This is a genomic window from Halorubrum sp. 2020YC2 (assembly GCF_018623055.1).
In the GTDB taxonomy this organism is placed as follows: Archaea; Halobacteriota; Halobacteria; order Halobacteriales; family Haloferacaceae; genus Halorubrum.
In genome coordinates this window covers 2,907,400-2,926,302 of sequence record NZ_CP076019.1, presented here as the reverse complement: position 1 = coordinate 2,926,302, position 18,903 = coordinate 2,907,400, and the positions used below count along the sequence as shown (strand labels likewise).

At 70.8% G+C, this 18,903-nt stretch carries 18 protein-coding genes; 13 read left to right on the top strand and 5 right to left on the bottom strand.

Annotation, left to right across the window (positions count from 1 at the left end; all coding sequences use genetic code 11):
• The first annotated feature begins 65 nt into the window (after nucleotides 1-65).
• The 4 genes from KI388_RS14535 (at nucleotide 66) to KI388_RS14520 (ending at nucleotide 3,502) form a co-directional block, all read left to right on the top strand.
• A complete protein-coding gene (locus KI388_RS14535; RefSeq protein ID WP_215087286.1) occupies nucleotides 66-1,349 on the top strand; it encodes a M20/M25/M40 family metallo-hydrolase in 1,284 nt (427 codons plus the stop codon).
• A 133-nt stretch (nucleotides 1,350-1,482) separates the two neighbouring features.
• Nucleotides 1,483-1,719: a sulfurtransferase TusA family protein gene (locus tag KI388_RS14530; RefSeq protein WP_215087285.1), complete on the top strand. Its 237-nt coding sequence runs from the start codon at nucleotides 1,483-1,485 to the stop codon at nucleotides 1,717-1,719.
• Entirely contained in the window at nucleotides 1,716-2,861 is a 1,146-nt protein-coding gene (locus tag KI388_RS14525) for an FAD/NAD(P)-binding oxidoreductase (RefSeq protein WP_215087284.1), read from the top strand. Before KI388_RS14530 ends, KI388_RS14525 begins: the two co-directional genes overlap by 4 nt.
• A 2-nt stretch (nucleotides 2,862-2,863) precedes the next feature.
• Nucleotides 2,864-3,502, top strand: coding sequence for a DUF1641 domain-containing protein (locus KI388_RS14520; protein ID WP_215087283.1), 639 nt, complete (start codon nucleotides 2,864-2,866; stop codon nucleotides 3,500-3,502).
• Nucleotides 3,503-3,646: 144 nt separating this feature from the next.
• On the opposite strand, the gene KI388_RS14515 is transcribed toward KI388_RS14520, so the two are convergent.
• Nucleotides 3,647-4,234 (bottom strand): DsrE/DsrF/DrsH-like family protein, encoded by a 588-nt coding sequence (locus tag KI388_RS14515; protein WP_215087282.1) that lies wholly within the window; start codon nucleotides 4,232-4,234, stop codon nucleotides 3,647-3,649.
• 2 nt (nucleotides 4,235-4,236) lie between these two features.
• Nucleotides 4,237-4,482, bottom strand: coding sequence for a sulfurtransferase TusA family protein (locus KI388_RS14510; protein ID WP_215087281.1), 246 nt, complete (start codon nucleotides 4,480-4,482; stop codon nucleotides 4,237-4,239).
• A 238-nt stretch (nucleotides 4,483-4,720) separates the two neighbouring features.
• On the opposite strand from KI388_RS14510, the gene KI388_RS14505 reads away from it, so the two are divergent.
• Genes KI388_RS14505 through KI388_RS14490 form a run of 4 tightly spaced genes read left to right on the top strand, consistent with a single transcriptional unit; the run spans nucleotide 4,721 to nucleotide 8,127 of the window.
• The gene (locus KI388_RS14505) at nucleotides 4,721-5,914 is read left to right on the top strand and encodes an MBL fold metallo-hydrolase (RefSeq protein WP_215087280.1); all 1,194 of its coding nucleotides are present in this window, start codon (nucleotides 4,721-4,723) and stop codon (nucleotides 5,912-5,914) included.
• An 8-nt stretch (nucleotides 5,915-5,922) separates the two neighbouring features.
• Nucleotides 5,923-6,480: a YeeE/YedE family protein gene (locus KI388_RS14500; RefSeq protein WP_215087279.1), complete on the top strand. Its 558-nt coding sequence runs from the start codon at nucleotides 5,923-5,925 to the stop codon at nucleotides 6,478-6,480.
• Nucleotides 6,481-6,939: a DUF6691 family protein gene (locus KI388_RS14495; protein WP_215087278.1), complete on the top strand. Its 459-nt coding sequence runs from the start codon at nucleotides 6,481-6,483 to the stop codon at nucleotides 6,937-6,939. It begins immediately after the preceding gene.
• Nucleotides 6,940-6,951: 12 nt separating this feature from the next.
• Nucleotides 6,952-8,127: an inorganic phosphate transporter gene (locus KI388_RS14490; RefSeq protein ID WP_215087277.1), complete on the top strand. Its 1,176-nt coding sequence runs from the start codon at nucleotides 6,952-6,954 to the stop codon at nucleotides 8,125-8,127.
• Between the two features lie 672 nt (nucleotides 8,128-8,799).
• Here KI388_RS14490 and KI388_RS14485 read toward each other — a convergent pair.
• Nucleotides 8,800-9,645: a universal stress protein gene (locus KI388_RS14485; protein WP_215087276.1), complete on the bottom strand. Its 846-nt coding sequence runs from the start codon at nucleotides 9,643-9,645 to the stop codon at nucleotides 8,800-8,802.
• Between the two features lie 290 nt (nucleotides 9,646-9,935).
• Here KI388_RS14485 and KI388_RS14480 point away from each other — a divergent pair, with 290 nt between their 5' ends.
• Complete coding sequence (locus KI388_RS14480; RefSeq protein ID WP_215087275.1) at nucleotides 9,936-10,100, top strand: hypothetical protein; 165 nt, start codon at nucleotides 9,936-9,938, stop codon at nucleotides 10,098-10,100.
• Nucleotides 10,090-11,148 carry a sulfite exporter TauE/SafE family protein gene (locus KI388_RS14475; protein ID WP_215087274.1) on the top strand — a complete coding sequence of 353 codons (1,059 nt, stop codon included), beginning with the start codon at nucleotides 10,090-10,092 and terminating at the stop codon, nucleotides 11,146-11,148. Before KI388_RS14480 ends, KI388_RS14475 begins: the two co-directional genes overlap by 11 nt.
• Before the next feature lie 152 nt (nucleotides 11,149-11,300).
• Here KI388_RS14475 and KI388_RS14470 read toward each other — a convergent pair whose 3' ends face one another.
• Entirely contained in the window at nucleotides 11,301-12,911 is a 1,611-nt protein-coding gene (locus tag KI388_RS14470; RefSeq protein ID WP_215087273.1) for an iron ABC transporter permease, read from the bottom strand.
• A gap of 149 nt (nucleotides 12,912-13,060) precedes the next feature.
• On the opposite strand from KI388_RS14470, the gene KI388_RS14465 reads away from it, so the two are divergent.
• The 3 genes from KI388_RS14465 (at nucleotide 13,061) to KI388_RS14455 (ending at nucleotide 16,151) form a co-directional block, all read left to right on the top strand.
• Nucleotides 13,061-13,627, top strand: coding sequence for a gluconate 2-dehydrogenase subunit 3 family protein (locus KI388_RS14465; protein ID WP_215087272.1), 567 nt, complete (start codon nucleotides 13,061-13,063; stop codon nucleotides 13,625-13,627).
• A complete protein-coding gene (locus KI388_RS14460) occupies nucleotides 13,624-15,279 on the top strand; it encodes a GMC family oxidoreductase (RefSeq protein ID WP_215087271.1) in 1,656 nt (551 codons plus the stop codon). The genes KI388_RS14465 and KI388_RS14460 overlap by 4 nt, the downstream gene beginning before the upstream one ends.
• A gap of 218 nt (nucleotides 15,280-15,497) precedes the next feature.
• Nucleotides 15,498-16,151 carry a dolichyl-phosphate hexose transferase gene (locus KI388_RS14455; protein WP_251133268.1) on the top strand — a complete coding sequence of 218 codons (654 nt, stop codon included), beginning with the start codon at nucleotides 15,498-15,500 and terminating at the stop codon, nucleotides 16,149-16,151.
• Between the two features lie 487 nt (nucleotides 16,152-16,638).
• Here the strand turns inward: KI388_RS14455 and KI388_RS14450 are convergent, their stop codons facing one another.
• Nucleotides 16,639-18,864, bottom strand: coding sequence for a glycosyltransferase family 39 protein (locus tag KI388_RS14450; RefSeq protein WP_251133166.1), 2,226 nt, complete (start codon nucleotides 18,862-18,864; stop codon nucleotides 16,639-16,641).
• Between the last annotated feature and the right edge of the window lie 39 nt (nucleotides 18,865-18,903).

Here is an 18,903-nt window from a genome sequence, read left to right as displayed (position 1 = left end):
CGGCCGGAATAGTATTGTGTATAATTTACAAAATAAATAAATCGGTGGAGAGCGAACGGGGCGGTATGGACGAGGACACGGGACCGTCCCGAGCGGCGACGACCGCCGACGGTCCCGCCGAGTACGTGCGAGCCAACCGCGAGGAGTTGGTGTCGCTGGCCCTCGATCTGCTCGCGGTCGACACGTCGAACCCGCCGGGGGACACGCGCGAGATCGTCGCCGCGATCGAGCGGTTCCTCGACCCGCTTCCGGTGGAGGTCGAGCGGTTCGCCGTCGACCCCGCGAAGCCGAACCTGCTCGTTCGGGTCCCCGGCGCGTCCGACCGCACGCTGCTGTACACCGGGCACCTCGACACGGTGCCGTTCGACGACGACGCGTGGACGCGCGATCCGCTCGGCGAACGCGCCGGCGACCGCGTCTACGGCCGGGGTGCGACCGACATGAAGGGCGCCGTGGCGTCGATGCTGTTCGCGGTGCTGGCCTTCGCGGCGACCGACGCCGACCCGCCCGTCGACCTCCTGTTCGCCTTCGTGAGCGACGAGGAGGTTGGCGGCGACGCCGGGCTCCCGGCGCTGCTTGAGGGCGGACGGCTCGGCGCGGACGCGTGCGTGATCGGGGAGCCGACCTGCGAGGAGAGCCGTCGCTCCGTCACGGTCGCGGACAGGGGCAGCATCTGGTTGACGCTCGAGGCGAGCGGGGAGAGCGCCCACGGCTCCCGTCCGGCGCTCGGCGTCAACGCGATCGATCGCCTCTACGACGCCGTCGAGACGATACGCGAGCGGTTCGGGACCGAGCGGCTGGCGGTCGGCGCCGAGATGGAGCCGATCGTCGAGGAGTCGGTCGAGTACTACGCCCCGTCGATGGGGGAGACCACTGCCCGAGACCTGTTCCGGTATCCGTCGGTCAACCTCGGCGTCATAGCGGGGGGCGACGCGGTGAACACGGTCCCGAAGTCCGCGCGCGCCGAGGTCGACGTGCGACTGACGGCGGGGGTCCACACGCCCGACGTGCTCGCGGGGATCCGCGAGTGCGTCACCGACTGCGAGGGGGTCACGATCGCCGACGTCTCGTGGAGCGTCGGCACCGCCGAGGCTCCGGACAGCCCGCTCGTCGAGGCGGTCGCGTCGACGGCGGCGGCCGTCACGGGAGACCGCGTCTTCAGGCGGAGCGCCACGGGCGGCGGCGACGCAAAGACGCTCCGGAACGCCGGGATCCCGACCGTCGAGTTCGCGCTGGGGACCGACACCGTCCACGCGCCCGACGAGTACGTCCCGGTCGACGCGCTCGTCGACAACGCCGTCGTCTACGTCCGACTCCCGGCGACGTGGCGGGCGGAGATCGATCGGTAGCCGACGCCGTCGGGGGACGAGCCGCGCGTCGGTCATCGGCCGGTCCGCGCCGAGAGAGTTTGTATTTTGGAAAAATGGGAATTCAATACAATACTAATACGACACGCCCGCAACTGTCGCGTGTGAGACTGCCATGACCGACATCGAACCCGACGACACCGTCGACGCCAGAGGCGCGGCGTGCCCCGGCCCCCTGATGGACCTCATCGGAGCGATCCGAGGCGCCGAGTCCGGAGACGTCGTTCGGCTCCTGAGCGACGGCGACGGGTCGCTCACCGACGTTCCGGAGTGGGCCGAGGAGGCCGGTAACGAACTGCTCGCCGTCGAGGAGCGCGACGACCACAACGCGTTCTACGTGGAGAAAGCATGACCGAGCGGATCGTCATCCTCGGCGGCGGCACCGGCGGATCGGTGCTCGCCAACGACCTCGCCGACCGGCTCGAACCCGAACTCGACGCCGGCGACGTCGAGGTCACCCTGATCAACGACGGCCCCGACCACGTGTACAAGCCGGTCTGGCTGTACGTGCCGTTCGGTCAGCGCGAGCCGGCTGACGGCCGCCGCGCGCTCGACGCGCTCGTCGACGACGCGGTCGACCTCCGGATCGACCGCGTGTCCGAGGTCGACACCGACTCCCGGCGGCTCCGGTTCGACGGCGGGGGGCCGTCGATGGAGTACGACCACCTCGTGTTGGCGACCGGGTCGACGCTGGAACCCGATCAGATCCCCGGCCTCGCGGAGGGCGGTCACGACTACTACAGCGAGTCGGGCGCGGTCGACCTGCGCGACGAGCTGCTGGAATTCACCGAGGGCGAGATCGTGTTGAGCGTGATCGGGACGCCCCATATGTGTCCGGCGGCGCCGCTGGAGTTCGTCTTCATGACCGACGACTGGTTCCGCGAGCGCGGCCTGCGCGAGGACGTCGAGATCACCTACACCTACCCGATCCAGCGCGTCCACGGGAACCCACACATCGCCGAGTGGGCCCGCCCCATCATGGAGGAGCGCGACATCGACGTGGAGACGTTCTTCAACGCCGAGTCGGTCGACCCCGACGCGGAGACGATCGCGTCGATGGAGGGGACCGAACTCGACTACGACCTCCTCGTGTCGATCCCGCCCCACGGCGGCGTCGACCTGATCGCGGAGGCCGGGCTCGGCGACGACGGCTGGGTCGACGTCGACAAGCACACGCTGGAGGCCGAGGCCGCGGAGAACGTCTACGCGCTCGGGGACACCGCCGACACCGGCGTTCCGAACGCGGGCAGCGTGGCGCACTACCAGGCCGGCGTCGTCGGCCGGCGCCTCGCGAGCGAGGTCCGAGACCGCCCGGCGACGGCGACGTACGACGGCAAGACCCTGTGTTTCATCGAGACCGGGATGGACGCGGCCTCGTTCGTCGAGTTCGACTACGAGAACCCGCCGTCGCCCGCGCCGCCCTCCGAGAAGCTTCACTGGTCGAAGCTGGCGTACAACGAGTCCTACTGGCTCACCGCGCGGGGGCTGCTCTGACCATGTCCGAGACGGAAGTCTCCGACCCGGCCGACCTCGAGGCGGCGATCGCGGAGAACCCGGAGGCGGTCGCCGCGTTCGTGGAGCGGCTCGACGCGGTCAACGAGCTGCTGGACGTGCTCTCCTTGGGCGAGGGCGCGCTCTCCGACGAGATGGTTCGCGAGCTCTCGGCCACGGGGTCGACGCTCGCGGAGTCCGCGGACGGCCTCGCCACCGACGAGACCGTGGCGCTGGCCGAGAGGGTGGGCGAGAACGGCGACGAGTTACGGGAGGCGCTCGACACGCTGCTTACGCTCCAGCGGAGCGGCACGCTCGACGAGCTGGCCGAGCTCGCCGAGGTCGGCTCGCTGGCGACCGCGGCCCTCGACGACGAGATGGTGACGTCGCTGGCCGGGACCGGCGCCGCGCTCGGCGAGGTGGCACAGACCGCGGCCGACGACGACACCCGCGACGGCGTCGAGACGCTGCTGAAAAGCGTCGGTGAGGCGGAGCGAGAGCCCCCCGAGCGGGTCGGTGCCGTCGGGCTGCTCCGCGGCGTGCGCGACCCGGAGGTCCAGTACGGGCTGGGCTACCTGCTGGCGGTGGCGAGCGCGATCGGTCGCGAGCGTGCCGGGCGCGAGCGGAGCGAGGGATCGCGCTAGCGGGGGCGACGCGCCGCTCCGCGGCGCGAGCGGGCCGAGTCGGTCGTGGTCACTAGTGGTTTTTGTGTTGTATCGAGGGTGTCGGGAGCGACGCCGCCGGCGACGACGCGGGCAAAACAGAACCGGGGGCTCGTTCCGCGGCGCTTAGACGAGGAGCTGGATGTCCGCCTCGGCCATGTCCTGAAGCGCGGTCGCGGCGCCGACGCCGGTGGTGACGCCGTCGTAGAACTCGTCCTCGTCGTAGTCCATCAGATCGATGGTCATCTGACACGCCTGGAACTCCACGCCCATGTCGAGGCTCGTCTCGAGGAGCTCCTCGACCGTGGCGGTGTCGTTGTCCGCGATCCGCTTTTCCATCATCCTCGTCGTGACGCGGTCCATCCCGGGGAGCGCGGCGACCGCGTTCGGGACGGGCATGTTGGGGTTGCCGACGGAGCTGAGCTTGAGGTCCTTCGAGCGCGCCTCGTGGAGGATGTCGAGCCCCCAGAACGTGTGGAAGACGGTGACCTCGTAGCCGAACGCGGCCGCGGTGCTGGCGAGGATGAGCGGCGGGTACGCCATGTCGAGCGTCCCCTTCGTCGCGATGATGCTCATCTTCTTGGCGCCGTCCTCGTCGGTGGCCGCGGCGAGCGCGCCCTCTAGCTCGTCGACCCGCGCGGCCAACTCCGCGCGCGAGGGCGCGTCGTCCGCCGACGCGTCGGCCTCGTCTCCGGGCGGCGTGTCCGTGCGCATCGTCACGCCGTCCTGCGGACGTAGTGTTTGTACACGTCGTCGCCTTCCGCCTGATCGAGGAGTTCGACGCCCTCGGTACCCGCCGCCCAGCCGTCGATGTCGCTCATGCTTCCGGGGTCGGTCGCCAGCACTTCGAGGACCTGCCCTTCCGCCAGGTCGTCGATCGCACCCTTCGTCTTCACGACCGGCATGGGACACGATGCGCCTTTCACGTCGAGCGTCTCCGCGATGTCGTATTCGGCACTCATATTGGATCTGCTCCGTTGACTCGTATTGGAGCTATCACACAATATTCCCGCGACGGTTAAAAGAATGTTGATTCTTGGGCCGGCTGTGAATAGCTGTTTTCGCGCAAAACCTCTAAAATCGGGTTCTACACGTATTTAGGCTATTAAACGCTCCTTTTCCGCCATCTTGTATTGTACAAATATTGAATTACTATCCGAACCCTTTTCTACACGCGACCGATACGATGGGGTGTACAACATGGACGCCGACGAGTTTCCGACGCCGGACGTCGAAGTGGAATCGACCGCGCCGAACGAACTGAAAGACCGGATCGACGCGGGCGAGGACGTGACGCTCCTCGACGCGCGCATGACGTCCGACTACGAGGAGTGGCGCATCGACGGCGAGAACGTCACGTCGATCAACGTCCCGTACTTCGAGTTCCTCGAAGACGAAATCGACGACGACGTCCTCGACCGGGTCCCCGACGACCGCGAGGTGACCGTCCTCTGCGCGAAGGGCGGCGCCAGCGAGTACGTCGCTGGCACGCTCGCGGAGCGCGGCTACGACGTCGACCACCTCGAAGACGGGATGAACGGCTGGGCGAGGGTCTACGAGGCCGTCGAGGTCGAGCGCTACGACGGCGCCGGCACGCTCCTCCAGTACCAGCGCCCCTCCTCGGGCTGTCTCGGCTACCTCCTCTACGACGACGGCGAGGCCGCTATCATCGACCCGCTTCGGGCGTTCACCGACCGCTACCTCGACGACGCCGCCGACCTCGGCGTCGAACTGAACTACGCCATCGACACCCACGTTCACGCCGACCACATCTCGGGCGTGCGCGACCTCGACGCGGCGGGCGTCGAGGGCGTCGTCCCCGCGGCCGCCGTCGACCGCGGCGTCACCTACGCCGACGAGCTGACCACGGCGGAGGACGGCGACGCCTTCGAGGTCGGCAACGCGGCGATCGAGACCGTCCACACGCCCGGCCACACGACCGGGATGACCTCCTACCTCGTCGACGGGAGCCTCCTCGCGACCGGCGACGGGCTGTTCGTCGAGAGCGTCGCCCGGCCCGACCTCGAAGAGGGCGACGAGGGCGCGCCCGACGCCGCGCGCACCCTGTACGAGTCGCTCCAAGAGCGCGTCCTCTCGCTGCCCGACGACACGCTCGTCGGCGGCGCGCACTTCAGCGACGCGGCCGTCGCGGCCGACGACGGCACCTACACGGCGCCGATCGGCGAACTCGTCGCGGAGATGGACGCGCTCACGATGGACGAGGACGGCTTCGTCGACCTGATCCTCTCGGACATGCCCCCGCGGCCGGCCAACTACGAGGACATCATCGCGACGAACCTCGGGCAGAACGCCGTCGGCGACGAGGAGGCGTTCACCTTAGAGCTCGGGCCGAACAACTGCGCCGCGAGCCAGGAGTCGCTCGCGGATGACTGACGACGCAAATGGTCGCTGACCCGGTGCTGTTTCAGGCGGCCGCCGACCTCTTCCCCAACGGGATCGGTCGCTACGCCGTCGGCGGGCTGCTCGTCGGCCTCGGAACCGTCGTTATCTACGTCGGGACCGGTATCCCAGCCGGAGCGAGCACGTTCCTCGAGTCGACGCTGTCGTACGTCTCCGGTCAGTCGCGGTTCGGGCGGTACGTCGGCTCGCGGGACTGGCGGCTCGTGTTCACGGCCGGGATCATCCTGGGCGGGCTCGCGTTCGCCGCGACGTTCCAGTCCGGCGTAGTCACCAGCTCGCTGTACGAGCCCGGGACGACCGGTCAGCTCTACGAGGTCGCCGGCGTGACGCTGTGGACGACGGACGTCCAGCCGTGGCGGCTGTTCCTCGGCGGCATCCTGGTCGGCATCGGGACCCGCGTCGGGAAGGGGTGTACGTCCGGGCACGGCGTCTGCGGCGTCGGCTCGGCGTCGAAGACGTCGCTGGTCGGCGTCGCGACGTTCCTGACCGTGGCGATCGGGACCGCACAGGTCGTCGCCGCGCTGGGGGTGAGCCCGTAGATGGCGGACCGTCATCCCCTGTTCAAGCCGCTGGTGTTCGTCGGCGGGCTGATCTTCGGGTTCGGGCTCGGCTTCAGCCACATGGCGCGGCCGGAGGTCGTGGTGAACTTCCTGCTGTTCGAGGACCTCGGCCTCCCGTTCGTGATGTTCGGGGCCGCGATCGTCTCCGGCGTCGCGTTCGCGCTGCTGCCCCGGATCCGCGACACCGCGCCCCTCACGGGCGACCCCTACGAGCGGCGGCTGAAGCCGTTCGACCGGAACGTCCTCGTCGGCGGCGCCGTCTTCGGCGTCGGCTGGGGGCTCTCCGGGATCTGCCCGGGCGCGGCGTACGCCAGCCTCGGGGTCGGTAACGTCACCATCCTCTGGGCGCTCGGCGGCATGTTCGTCGGGGCGTACGCGCAGGGCTACTGGCGGAGCCGGAGCGGGACCCGCGACGCCGCCGCGGCGGGCGCGGACTGACACACCCGCTCGATGGACCCCGCTCTCATCGCCCTCTTCGTCGGCGCGGCGCTCGCCAGCCTGTTCATGGCGTGGGTGATCGGCGCCGGGTCGAGCGGCGCGACGCCGTTCGCCCCCGCGGTCGGCGCGAACGCCATCGGGACGATGCGCGCCGCCCTCCTCGTCGGCGTCTTCGGCTTCGTCGGCGCCGTGACGCAGGGCGGCAACGTCTCGGAGGCCGTCGGCAGCGGCCTCGTCGGCGGGATCAGCCTGCCGGTCGCCGGCGTCATCCTCGTGCTCGTCCTCGGCGCCGGGCTGATGGCGGTCGGCATCACGACGGGGATCCCGATCGCGACCGCGTTCACCGTGACCGGCGCCGTCATCGGCGTCGGGCTCGCGCTCGGCGGGACGCCGGTCTGGGCGAAGTACCAGCAGATCGCCGCCGTCTGGGTTCTGACCCCGTTCGTCGGCGGCGGCGTCGCGTTCGGGATCGCCAGCGTCCTCCCGCGGTCCGACGCGCCGGAGCGGTGCTGTGTTCCGGCGCTTGCCGGCCTCGTGGGCGCCGTCCTCGCGAACGTCAGGTTCAGCTTCCTCGGCGCGGGGAGCGCGCCGGGCACCGTCCGCGGCCTCGCACAGCGGACCCTCTCGGTCGACGGCCTCGCGTCGGCGGCCGCGATCACCGGCCTCGCCGCGCTGGCGGTCGCGGCCGTCGTCCGGTGGGACGTGAGCCGCGACGAAGCGGGCGGGCTGCGGCGCGTGCTGCTGGCGCTCGGGTCGCTCGTCGCCTTCTCCGCGGGCGGGAGTCAGGTCGGACTGGCCGTCGGGCCCCTGCTCCCGCTGCTCGACGAGGTGGGAATGGTCTCGACGACGGCCGTCCTCGTGGGCGGCGGACTGGGGATGCTGGTCGGCTCGTGGACCGGCGCGCCCCGGATGATCAAGTCGCTCGCGCAGGACTACTCCTCGCTGGGGCCGCGGCGCTCCATCTCGGCGCTCGTCCCCTCGTTTTTGATCGCGCAACTGGCCGTCCTGCTCGGCGTGCCGGTCTCGTTCAACGAGATCGTCGTGAGCGCGATCATCGGGAGCGGCGCCGCGGTGGGCGGGCGAGACGCGGTGGACGCCCGGAAGATCCTCGTGACGGTGGGCGCGTGGGTGGGCTCGTTCGCCCTCTCGTTCGCGCTCGCGTACGCCGCCGCGATGCTCCTATTATAGGAGAGTCACGCCGCGGCGTCAGTTTCTTATAAATGTCAGAAGCGGTGGCGCGTGCCGATGAGCGCCCGAAGGGCACGAATCGCACGCGCGAGGTTGTCGGGCTTCGCCCGACTGCCAGAGGCGCGTCGCGCCTCGCTGTCACCGGACGAGTCCGGTTTCAAGCGAGAGCTTCGCTCTCGCCCTGTCGCCGGCGGCGAAGCCGCCGGCTGCCAGAGAATCTTCGATTCTCGCTGGAGTCGGCCGCCCGGAGCGAAGCGGAGGGCGGCCGACGAGGCTGGGGAGGCGTGAGGTGCGGTCGCTGTGCGGAGCGGGGCGGGACTCAAAGGGGCAGTCGCGAGGGCGCCGTAGGCGTTCACGAGAGCGGAGCTCTCGTGAGCCAATCAGAACGCTCCGCGTTCTGATGACGACGCAAGCACTGGAAGGAGCGAACGGAGTGAGCGACTGAAGCGCGCAGCGAGCGTACGGCGCCCTCGCGGCTGGGGCTTTGGAGGTGTTCGCTGCCGGTCGAGCGCCACTCACGTATAGCCGAGCGGCTGGGGCTTTGGAGGTGCTCCCCGTCGATTCTCCGGCGTCCATTTATAAACAAGCGGAAGGAGCTACTGAAGTAGCCGCCACGGCGGCGATCGCGTCACCGCGGCGCGAGGATCTACTCAGCAAGACACCTGGTTTCGGTTACACCGCGCGAGGCGGCGGGACGAGGAAGACGTTCCCGGTCGCCCGCGCGACGATCTCCTCGGAGACGCTGCCCAAGAGGAGCCGCCGGATGCGGCTCCGTCCCTTCGACCCGACGAGGACCGTCGACGGCGTGACCTCGGCCTCGGCGGCGAGGATCTCCTCGGCGGGGTCGCCGCGGCGGACCTCGGTCCGCGTCTCGATCCCCCACTCCTCCAGCGTGCGCGCCCGCTCGGCCAGCCGCTCCGCCGGGCCGACGCCGTCGTCGGCTCCCCCGTCTTTCGGTGACCGGACGTGGACGAGCGTCGCCTCCTCGGTCGCGCGACGGAGGTACGAGAAGGCGTCGAACGCCCGGTCGGCGTGCTCGGAGAAGTCCGTCGCGAAGAGGACGTGCCGGAAGAGGTGTTCGCGGAGGACGCCGGGGTCGTCGGCCGCCCGCTCGACGCGGTTGACTAAAAGGGGGACGACGGTGGTCCGGGCGAGGTTGCGGGCGGTCGAGCCGACGACCCGGTTCTCCAGCGGACTCTGTCCGCGCGAACCCACGATCGTCAGGTCGGCGTGAACGGTCTCCGCGATGCCGTTGAGGCGGCGGTACGGGGTCCCGCGAACGACGTGCGTCTCGACGTCGAACCCCGCGGCCTCGATCACCGCGCGGTACCTGTCGAGTCCGCGCTGCCGGCGCGCCTCGAAGTCGACGCCGGGGGTCCCGGTGTGGACGTTCGCCGGGACGACCGTGACGAGGTGGACCGTTCGGACGCCGATACGGCCCAAGCAGTCGAGGCAGGTCTCGTTCTCTATCGTCGCCTCGCTGGCGGCCGACAGGTCGGTCGCGCACAGGGCCCTCATGGCGACACTTACGGTGAGCGACGACAACACGGTTGCGCTCGGCGCGGGCGCTGTTCGCCGCGGAGAGGTCGCGTCGGACGCCGTCGGGCGACCGCGACGCTCACCGACGGTCTGTGGGCACCCTGCGAGTGAGAACTTCGCCGTAAGTTATCAGTACTCCGGCCGAGGTTACCGGAATATAGTATTGTACAGCCAGCCCAAAACCGTTATAGGCACGAGGCAGGTAGGAGAGAGTGAACAGAAATGTGCCAGAAGCGAATTTCCGCGTACGGAGGTCGGAGGGAGAGTCGATGGCGGGACTAGAGATCCCCGGCTGGGACCCGGAGACGGCCCTCCTTATCGGTGCGATCCTCCTCGAAGCGTTCGTGCTGTACGTGGGCTACGGCGGCCTCGAACGGCTCGTCGGCCCCTATCTCATGAGACTCATCGTCGGGGGTGACGCGAGTGCTCAGTAGCCTTCTCAGCGGCCTCGGCTTCCTGGGAACGAGCCCCGAGATGCTCGCGCTGTTCGCCGGGTTCGGCCTCGTCGTCGGGGTCCTGTTCGGGTTCTTCGGCATGGGCGGGTCGTTCCTCGTCACCCCCGCGCTCCTGATGTTGGACTACCCCGCGCCCGTCGCGGTCGGGAGCGGGATGGCGTTCGTCTTCGGGACGGCCGTCATCGCGACGCTGAAACACCACGACCTCGGGCAGGTCGACTACAAGCTCGGCGTGATCATGATCACGGGGACGACGATCGGCATCGAGGTCGGCCGCGCCAGCGTCTACTACCTCGAGTCGATGGGGCTCGCCGGCGGCGTCATCAGCGTCGCCTACGTCGTCCTGCTCGGCGGCGTCGGGGCGATGGTCACCCGCGACGCGCTGAAAGGCGACGGCGGCGGCGGGATCGACCACGAGGCGGCCGATAAGGACCTCGACGAGTACGAGATACCCGAGATCGCGAAGACGATCCAGCGGACGGTTCGGATCCCGCCGATGGTGACGCTCCGCGGCGACGTCCGCGTCTCCGCGTGGGTCATCACGGCCGTCGCCTTCGCGACCGGCGTCCTGTCCGGGTTCCTCGGCGTCGGCGGCGGCTTCATCCGGATGCCCGCGATGATCTACGCGATCGGCGTCCCGGTGCCCGTCGCGGTCGGGACGGACCTCTTCGAGATCGTCTTCTCCGGCGGACTCGGGAGCTACCTCTACGGTCAGGGCGGCGGCGTGAACCTCGGCATCGTCGTCCCGCTCCTGTTCGGGAGCGCCCTCGGCGCGCGCGTCGGCTCCGCGGCGACCGCCGTCGTCGACGCCGACGACATCAAGGTGTACTTCGGCGGAATGTTACTGATCGGCGCCGTCGCCGTCGGCATCGGCGAGGTCGGCTCCTACCTCGGGAACCCGACGCTGGAACTGATCGGACTGGTGCTCGTCATCGGGGCGGCGGTCGTCGTCGCGTTCGCGGTCCTGTACACGACGGTCACCTCGCTCCGCGTGACGCGGCAACGGCAGACGTCCGCCGCGGACTGACCCGCGTTCCGCCGTCGGTCCCGCGATCGCGATCTCGTGTGCGCCGTTCAGAACAGTTGACAGCCGAGAGTGGTCAGTCTGCCGCGGGCCGCCGACGCAGCGCGGTGGGGTGGCAGCGCGGGGTGGCGGCGCGGTGCCGCCGTCTCCGACCCTCACAGCCCCTCTTGCCCGCCCTCCTGCGCGAGGAGGACGACCATCGAGAGCCCGGAGATGAAAAGGAGGATGAGCGTCGGCACCACGGCGTACTGGTACAGGGCCGACTCCTGCGCGCGCCAGATCTGGGTGACGATCGTCTCGAACCCGGAGGGACGGAGGATCAGCGTGACGGGCAGTTCCTTCATCGTCGTGAGGAACACCAGCGCGGCGCCCGCGACGATACCGGAGCGCGTGAGCGGGAGCGTCACGCGCTTGAACGTCCCCATCGAGGACTCCCCGAGCGTCCGACCCGCCTCCACGAGCCGCGGGTCCACCTGAAGGATCGAGGTCCGGCTCGACCCGACCGCCTGCGGGAGGAACCGCACGACGTACGCGAACACAAGGAGGGGCAGCGTCTGGTAGAGCCACGGCGCGTAGCCGGAGCCGAAGTAGACGAGCGCCAAGGCGAGCACGATGCCGGGCACCGCGAAGCCGACGTACGTCGAGCGCTCGAACAGCGTCGCGAGCCGGGAGTCGTGGTTGGCCGCGAAGTACGCGATGGGGATGGCCGCCAGCGCGGCGACGAGCGCCGCGGCCGCGGAGACGGAGACGGAGTTGAGCACCTGAACGGGCTCGAAGGCCATCGAGGGCCGGCGGCCCGACTCCGACCGGACCAGCCACAGCCCGAGGATCCACAGCGGCACGAGCAGCGCGACGGCGGAGACGCCGGCGGGCAAAAGCGTCGCCGGCCACCGCAGCCGCCCCAGCGACACCCGGTCGTCGGTGCGGCCCGCGTCGTCGCCGTGCGAGGAGGCGTCCGAGCGGACGAGCCACTCCAAGGCGAGCACGAACAGGACGACGACGAGCAGCTGCAAGGAGAGCAGCGCCGCGTAGTCGCTCCCGAAGGAGTTGTACTCGACGTAGATCTGGCGGGTGAACACCGACAGCCGCATGATCGAGGGGGTCCCGAAGTCCGAGACCGCGTACAGCGCCGCGAGCAGCGAGCCGGCGGCGACGGCGGGTCGGATCGCGGGCAGCGTCACCCGGCGGAACGACGCCAGCCGCCCGTGGTTCAGCGTCCGCGCCGCCTCCAGCAGGGTGGTGTCGAACGACAGCAGCGCGGCCCGCGTCGTCAGGTAGACGTACGGGTACGTGTACAGCGTGATAACGAGTATCGACCCGGAGAGGCCGTATATCTCCGGGACCCGCTCGATCCCGAGGGGCGCGAGGACCTCGTGGAACTCGCCCTGCGGCCCGAACGCGGAGACGAACGAGAAGGCGCCGACGTAGCTCGGGACGACAAGCGGAAGCGCGGCCGCGACCGCCCAGAACCGACGGAAGGGGAGGTCCGTCCGGGCGGTGAGGTACGCGAGGGGGACGCCGATCGCGATCGACAGCGTCGTGACGCCGATCATCAACAGCAGGCTGTTGAGGACCGTCTCCGCGGTGCGGACGCTGAGCGTGAGGTCCGCGGCGCGCACGGGGTCGACGGTGACCGCCTCGATCAGGAGCCACGCGAGCGGGAAGACGAGCGTCGCCGCGATGGCGGCGCAAAGCAGCGTCAGCCCCAGCGGTAGTCGGTCCTCCCCGTCGGTCAGCCGGTCGCGGATCCGGGTTATCGGGCTCATGGTCCGGGAAGCGGTCGCTCGGTCGGAAGGTGGACGCAACCGCCGTTAGGGGTTCCGATCCGGTCGCGGCGGCGCGTCGTCGCCGCTCTCCCGTGCGCCCCCGACCGCGCTCCGACGGATATATTAGTTTAGGGTTGCCTAAAAAACGCATGGAACTGACGCGGCGCGACGCGGCGGCGGCGCTGGCCGCGCTCGGCGCGAGCGGCGGGGTCGCGCTCGGCGCGCGGTTCGCCGCGGACCGCGGCCGCGAGGGCGACGAGGAACTCGGGGCGGACGGGACCGCGGACGAGCCGTCGACCGGCGACGAGACGGTCCGCGAGACCCTGACCGCCGTCGCGTCGGTCGTCTACCCGTCCGACGTCACGGGCGTCGACGAGTTCGTCGAGGGGTTCCTCGCGGGACGGCTCGACGGCTCGGCGCACGCGACCGGGCTCCGCGAGGCGGTCGCGGAGCTGAACCACCTCGCGAACTCGTGGCACGGCGCGCCCGTCGTCGACCTCGACCCCGCCGACCGTGACCGGCTCCTCCGGGAGGTCGGCGCCGACGAGGCCGACGAGGACCCCGACGGGACGACCGCCGAGCGGGTCCGCTACTACGTCGTCAACGAACTGCTGCTGGCGCTGTACGCCTCCCCGACCGGCGGGGAGTTGGTGGGTATCGAGAACCCGCAGGGGCACCCGGGCGGCGCCGAGAGCTATCGGCGGGGGCCGCGATGAGCGGCGCCGAGAGCGTAGGCGACGGGCGCTCGGCCGCCGGCGACGGGACGCGCGGCGTCGACCGGACGCCGGTCCCCGACGTCGACGTCTGCGTCGTCGGCGCGGGTCCCGCGGGGGCGCTCGTCGCGGACCGGCTTGCCGGCGACCGCGACGTGGTGGTCCTCGACGCCGGGCCGCGGTTCGACCCCGCCGACCGGCTCGCCAGGCAGGAGCGGGCGATCCGGCCCGCCTACGACCGCCCGGACGTCTGGGACGTGGGCGGCGCGCGCGACGCCCACGAGAACGCCGGCGACCGCTCGTACCCCCTCAACCACGCCCGCGTGAAGGGCGTCGGCGGGTCGACGCTGCACTGGCAGGGGATGGTGATGCGGCTCCACGAGGACGACTTCGACTCCGCGAGCGAGCGCGGCGTCGGCGCCGACTGGCCCGTCGGCTACGCGGACCTCCGGCCCTACTACGCCGAGGCCGAGCGCGAGTTGGGCGTCGCCGGCGCCTCGGACAACCCCTACGCGCCGCCCCGCGAGGAGCCGCACCCGATGCCGGCGTTCGAGCCCTCCTACAGCGACTCGCTTTTCGCGGAGGCCTGCGAGTCGCTGGGGATCGACATGCACTCGGTGCCGAACGCGCGCAACTCCGAGCCGTACGACGACCGGTCGCCCTGCGTCGGCTACGGGACCTGCCAGCCCGTCTGCCCGAGCGGGGCGAAGTACGACGCGACGGTCCACGTCGAGCGCGCGGAGGCGGCGGGCGCGACGGTCATCGACCGCGCGCCGGTCGAGCGCCTCGAACACGACGGCGACGACCGGGTGACCGCGGCCGTCTACGCGACGCCGGACGGGGAGCGGCACCGGCAGGAGGCGGACGCGTTCGTCGTCGCCGCGGGGGGCGTGGAGACGCCGCGGCTCCTGCTCCTCTCGGCGTCGGACCGCTACCCGGACGGCCTCGCGAACGGGAGCGGCCACGTCGGGGAGTTCTTCATGGACCACCTGTTCGCGGGCGCGGGCGGCACGCTCGACGAGGAGACGAGACAGAACCACGTCGGCTTCTACACCAGCGCCTGCGACCAGTTCTACGACGAGGCCGACGAGGAGCAGGCCCCGTTCAAGCTGGAGTTCTTCAACTACGCCGGGCCCTCGCCGGTGGAGTCGGCCCTCACCGGCGACGACTGGGGCGACCCGCTCCGCGACCGACTGCGCGACGAGTACGGCAACCACGTCGCGATGGGCGGCCTCGTCGAGCAGCTCCCCGACGCCGACAGCCGCGTGACGCTCGCGGACGACCGCACCGACGACCGCGGGAACCCGGTCCCGCGGATCGAGTGGACCGTCGGAGACCGCGCGCTCGACACGATCGAACGCGCCAACGAGATTCAGGTCGAGGTCTTAGAGGAGCTCGGCGCCGACGTGGAGTGGGTCGCCGGCCCGGACGCCACCGGTCCCGCCTACCACCACATGGGGACGACGCGGATGAGCGACGACCCCGAGGCGGGCGTCGTCGACGCCGACTGCCGGACCCACGACCTCGGCAACTGCTGGATCGCCTCCAGCTCCGTCTTCCCGACGAGCGGCGCGATGAACCCGACGCTCACCATCGCCGCGCTCGCCCTGCGCGTCGGGGACGACGTGGCCGACTGGCTCGACGACGAGTCCTGACGGCCGGCCACCATTATTTTAGGTAAACCTAAAAACTCAAGTGGGTGCGAACGGAGATGCGGGTAATGAGCGACTCAGCGCACGCGACGAACGGCTCGGCGGCCGCGGTCGAGGACGGCAGCGAGGCGGCCGCAACGGACGAAATCGACGCGACGGACGAGGCGGACGCGACCGCCGACGGCTCGGCACCGTACACCTTCGACGACCTCAGCGTCGTGATGGGGACGTACAACGAGGCGGAGGCCATCGCGACGGTGCTTGAGGACATCGACGAGGTGACCGACGGGAGAGCCGAGGTCGTCTGCGTCGACGGCTCCTCGGACCGTACGCCGGAGATCGCCCGCGAGCACGGCGCGCGGGTCATCGAACAGGAGCCACAGGGGTACGGCGTCGCCGTCCGCGAGGCGATCCTGACGCCCGACCGCCCGGTCGTCGTCACGACCGACTGCGACGACACCTACCCGATGGAGGCGTTACCGGAGTTCCTCGAAGCGATCAACGACGGCGCGGACGTGGTGAGCGGCGACCGCCTCTACCACGGCGCCGAGGCGATGCCGGCGCTCAACCGGTTCGGCAACCACGCGTTCGCGGCGCTCGCCTCCCTCCTGATGGGCGAGCGCGTCCACGACACTACCACCGGGATGCGGGCGTACCGCCGCGACGTGGTCGAGGAGATCGGCTGGACGGAGAACACCGGTCTCTCCGCCGAACTCCTGATCCGCCCGCTGATGCGCGGCTACGACGTGCGCGAGCGCCCGATCCGGTACGCCGAGCGCCTCGGGGAGACGAAACTCGACCCGATCGGCGGCGGCGCCGCCATCGCGAAGTCGATCGTCACCGTCTGCCTCGAAGAGCGGCTGCGGCGCTTCTGAGGGCGCTTCCCCCTCGACACAGTCGTCGGACGGCGGTCCGGACAGATACTGTGGGCACAGTAGACCGCCGCCGGCGACGTTTGTACACTCGTGAGCGACGGCGCCGACTATTTATAAATAAACGCAGCGGTGGCGCGTGCCTGCGAGCGGCCGCCGGAGGCGGCCGCGAGGATCACGCGCGAGGGAGTCGGGCGCCCGGAGCGGAGCGACGGGCGGCCGACGAGGCTGGGGAGGCGTGAGGTGCGGTGCTGTGCGGTGCGGGGTGGGACTCAAAGGGGCAGCCGCGAGGCGGGCGCAGGTGATGTAAGCACCGCAGGAGCGAGTGAAACGAGCGACGAGGAGCGCAGCGAACGTGCGCCCGCCTCGCGGCTGGGGCTTTGGAGGTGTTGACCGCCGATCCACGGTCAGTTAGTTATAACCGAGCGGCTGGGGCTTTGGAGGTGTTGACCGCCGATCTACTGGCAGTCATTTATAAGCGGTCGTCGTATCAGTCGCTCGCCTCGGCCCGCGTTTCGAAGACGACCCACTCGGCGTGTTCGTCGGGTTGGTCGGAGAGGTACGTTCCCTCGCTCCCGCAGTCGGTGACGAGCCGACACACCGACCGCTCCGGGGGCCAGACGACCTCGACGTTCGCCGTACTCCCGTTCCCTACCGCCTCGCCTCCCACCGCCTCGTCGTCGTCGGTCCGAACCGTCGCCTCCTGCCGGTAGGTGAACGTCGAGCCGTCGGGCGCGAACAGCGTCACGGTGAGGACCGCCACGTCGCCCGCGGGGTCGACCGACGCCGACCCGTTCGGCGCGCCGGCCAGGCGAACCCCGTCGCTCCCGACCGACCACTCGACCGCGAGCGGCTCGCCGGCCTCGGGGTCGGTCACGGTGTACCCCGCGCGCCCCTCTCCGCGGCGCGTCTCGACGCGGACCCGCGCGCTGTCGACGCGCTCCGGGACCCCGACCGTCGTCTCGGCGTCCACCCGCGAGCCGTCGCGCACCTCGATCGGCTCCAGCTTCGGCGTGACGCGGTCCGCGGGGTCCGCGGTCCACGCGCCGCGGTAGCCGTACCGATAGAGCGTCCGGTTCGGGTAGGCGTCGAGGACCGCGAAGTCCTCCTCCGGGTCGCGGTCGAGCGCGTACACCGCGTCGCCGTCGAGTCCGGGCCCGTTCCGGAGCCCCTGGAACGGGTGCGCGATCCACTCGCCGTACGGGGTGGGGACGAACACCAGCGCGTCGGTGAACTCCGTCTCGTCGAACGGCGCGTACGCGGCCTCGTGTTTGGCGTCGACCGCCGCGTTGCGCTCGACCGGGTCGCTCGCGGCCGCGACCGCGGCGCCGGACGCGGCGACGAGGGCGACGGCGACGAGGACGGCGACCGCGACCCGCGCGCTCCGCTCGGAGCCGGTCCGCGCGGCGAGGGCGGCGCGAAGCCGCGGCAGCGCCCGGGCGGCGGCCGCGACGGCGATTCCCCCGAACACCGACAGCGGGACGAGCAGGTCGAAGTGGTAGAAGGGACCGAACAGCGACGCCAGCCCGTCGGTCGGGTCCGAGAGGTCGGCGAGCGCGTTGTGCGTCCCCCAGAAGAACAGGTTCCCGACGACGACCGCGACGACGACGCCGGCGAGGAGCAGCGCAGCGAGCCGCCGGAGCGACGGAGAACCGCCGGGAGCGGCCTCGGAAGACCCGCCCGCGAGGTCGGCGCGCGCGCGCCACCGCCGGACCGCGAGCGCGCCGCCGACGAGCGCGAGCAGCGTCCCGAGCGGCCCGCCCGCGACCCACCGCGTCGCCAGCTCCCGCAGCGCGTAACCGTTCGATTCCAGCGCCAGCGCGGGCGTGTACTCGACCGAGTGGCCGAGGATGCGGCGCTGACCGAAGCCCGGCCCGTCCATGGGCGCGAACGCCTGATACGGGAAGGTGAGCGGCGACCCCGTGATCCGGAGGTTGTACGCGAGCGTCACGCCGACGAAGAGGGTTCCGAAAAGCGCCGTCAGTCCGTGTCTCCGGACGGGACCGGGGAGCGACGAGCGCTTCAGGCTCCCCAGCCCCTCGGCCGCGACCGCCGACCCCACCCGCCACAGCGCGTGACAGATGAACGGGAGCGCGAACAGCACCGCGGTGAACGGGCGCGCGAAGAAGGCGACCCCGACGGCGACGCCCGCGACCCCGGCGGCCGCCGTCGACCCGTCGCGGACGCTCCGGAGGTACGCGACCGCGAACAGGAGGTTGAAGAACGTCGTGGGCGCGTACGGGAGGAACGCGGCGCCCGTCAGGATCGCCATCGGTGACGCCGCGAACAGGACGGCCGCCGCGAGACCCGCCCGCCGGCCGGCGGTCGTCGCGCCGAGCAGGTAGACGAGCGCGGCGTTGCCCGCGGCGATCGCCGCGAGCGTCACCCGCGGCTCGTCGAAGAGGGCCATCGATATCGCGTACGTCGCCGCCGGGACGGGGCTGTACTTCGGGTAGAGCCGGCCGCCGTCCTCGACGAAGAACCACGGGTGGACGGCGTCCGCGAGCGCGCCGGCGTGGAACTCCAGTTGGCCGCCTAAGAGGAGCGCGGCCTGCGTGAGGTAGACGCCCTCGTCGTGGTTCGCGGAGTGGTGCGAGAACAGCGTCGCGGCGACGGTAAACGTCAGGAGCCCGGCGGCCAGCGAGACGCAGACCGCGGCCGCGGTCACCCGATCGGCGCGGGCGAGTCGCTGCCGGGACCGGGCCGCGAGCCGCACGGGAAGCGACGAGTCGAAGCGGGACGACACGGGGCGAGA

Coding starts and splice junctions, on each gene's coding strand:
- KI388_RS14480 (WP_215087275.1), top strand. CDS start 9,936: ATGGCGGGACTAGAGATCCCCGGCTGGGACCCGGAGACGGCCCTCCTT.
- KI388_RS14485 (WP_215087276.1), bottom strand. CDS start 9,645: ATGAGGGCCCTGTGCGCGACCGACCTGTCGGCCGCCAGCGAGGCGACG.
- KI388_RS14515 (WP_215087282.1), bottom strand. CDS start 4,234: ATGCGCACGGACACGCCGCCCGGAGACGAGGCCGACGCGTCGGCGGAC.
- KI388_RS14520 (WP_215087283.1), top strand. CDS start 2,864: ATGTCCGAGACGGAAGTCTCCGACCCGGCCGACCTCGAGGCGGCGATC.
- KI388_RS14530 (WP_215087285.1), top strand. CDS start 1,483: ATGACCGACATCGAACCCGACGACACCGTCGACGCCAGAGGCGCGGCG.
- KI388_RS14500 (WP_215087279.1), top strand. CDS start 5,923: ATGGTCGCTGACCCGGTGCTGTTTCAGGCGGCCGCCGACCTCTTCCCC.
- KI388_RS14470 (WP_215087273.1), bottom strand. CDS start 12,911: ATGAGCCCGATAACCCGGATCCGCGACCGGCTGACCGACGGGGAGGAC.
- KI388_RS14495 (WP_215087278.1), top strand. CDS start 6,481: ATGGCGGACCGTCATCCCCTGTTCAAGCCGCTGGTGTTCGTCGGCGGG.
- KI388_RS14525 (WP_215087284.1), top strand. CDS start 1,716: ATGACCGAGCGGATCGTCATCCTCGGCGGCGGCACCGGCGGATCGGTG.
- KI388_RS14505 (WP_215087280.1), top strand. CDS start 4,721: ATGGACGCCGACGAGTTTCCGACGCCGGACGTCGAAGTGGAATCGACC.
- KI388_RS14455 (WP_251133268.1), top strand. CDS start 15,498: ATGGGGACGTACAACGAGGCGGAGGCCATCGCGACGGTGCTTGAGGAC.
- KI388_RS14510 (WP_215087281.1), bottom strand. CDS start 4,482: ATGAGTGCCGAATACGACATCGCGGAGACGCTCGACGTGAAAGGCGCA.
- KI388_RS14460 (WP_215087271.1), top strand. CDS start 13,624: ATGAGCGGCGCCGAGAGCGTAGGCGACGGGCGCTCGGCCGCCGGCGAC.
- KI388_RS14465 (WP_215087272.1), top strand. CDS start 13,061: ATGGAACTGACGCGGCGCGACGCGGCGGCGGCGCTGGCCGCGCTCGGC.
- KI388_RS14535 (WP_215087286.1), top strand. CDS start 66: ATGGACGAGGACACGGGACCGTCCCGAGCGGCGACGACCGCCGACGGT.
- KI388_RS14490 (WP_215087277.1), top strand. CDS start 6,952: ATGGACCCCGCTCTCATCGCCCTCTTCGTCGGCGCGGCGCTCGCCAGC.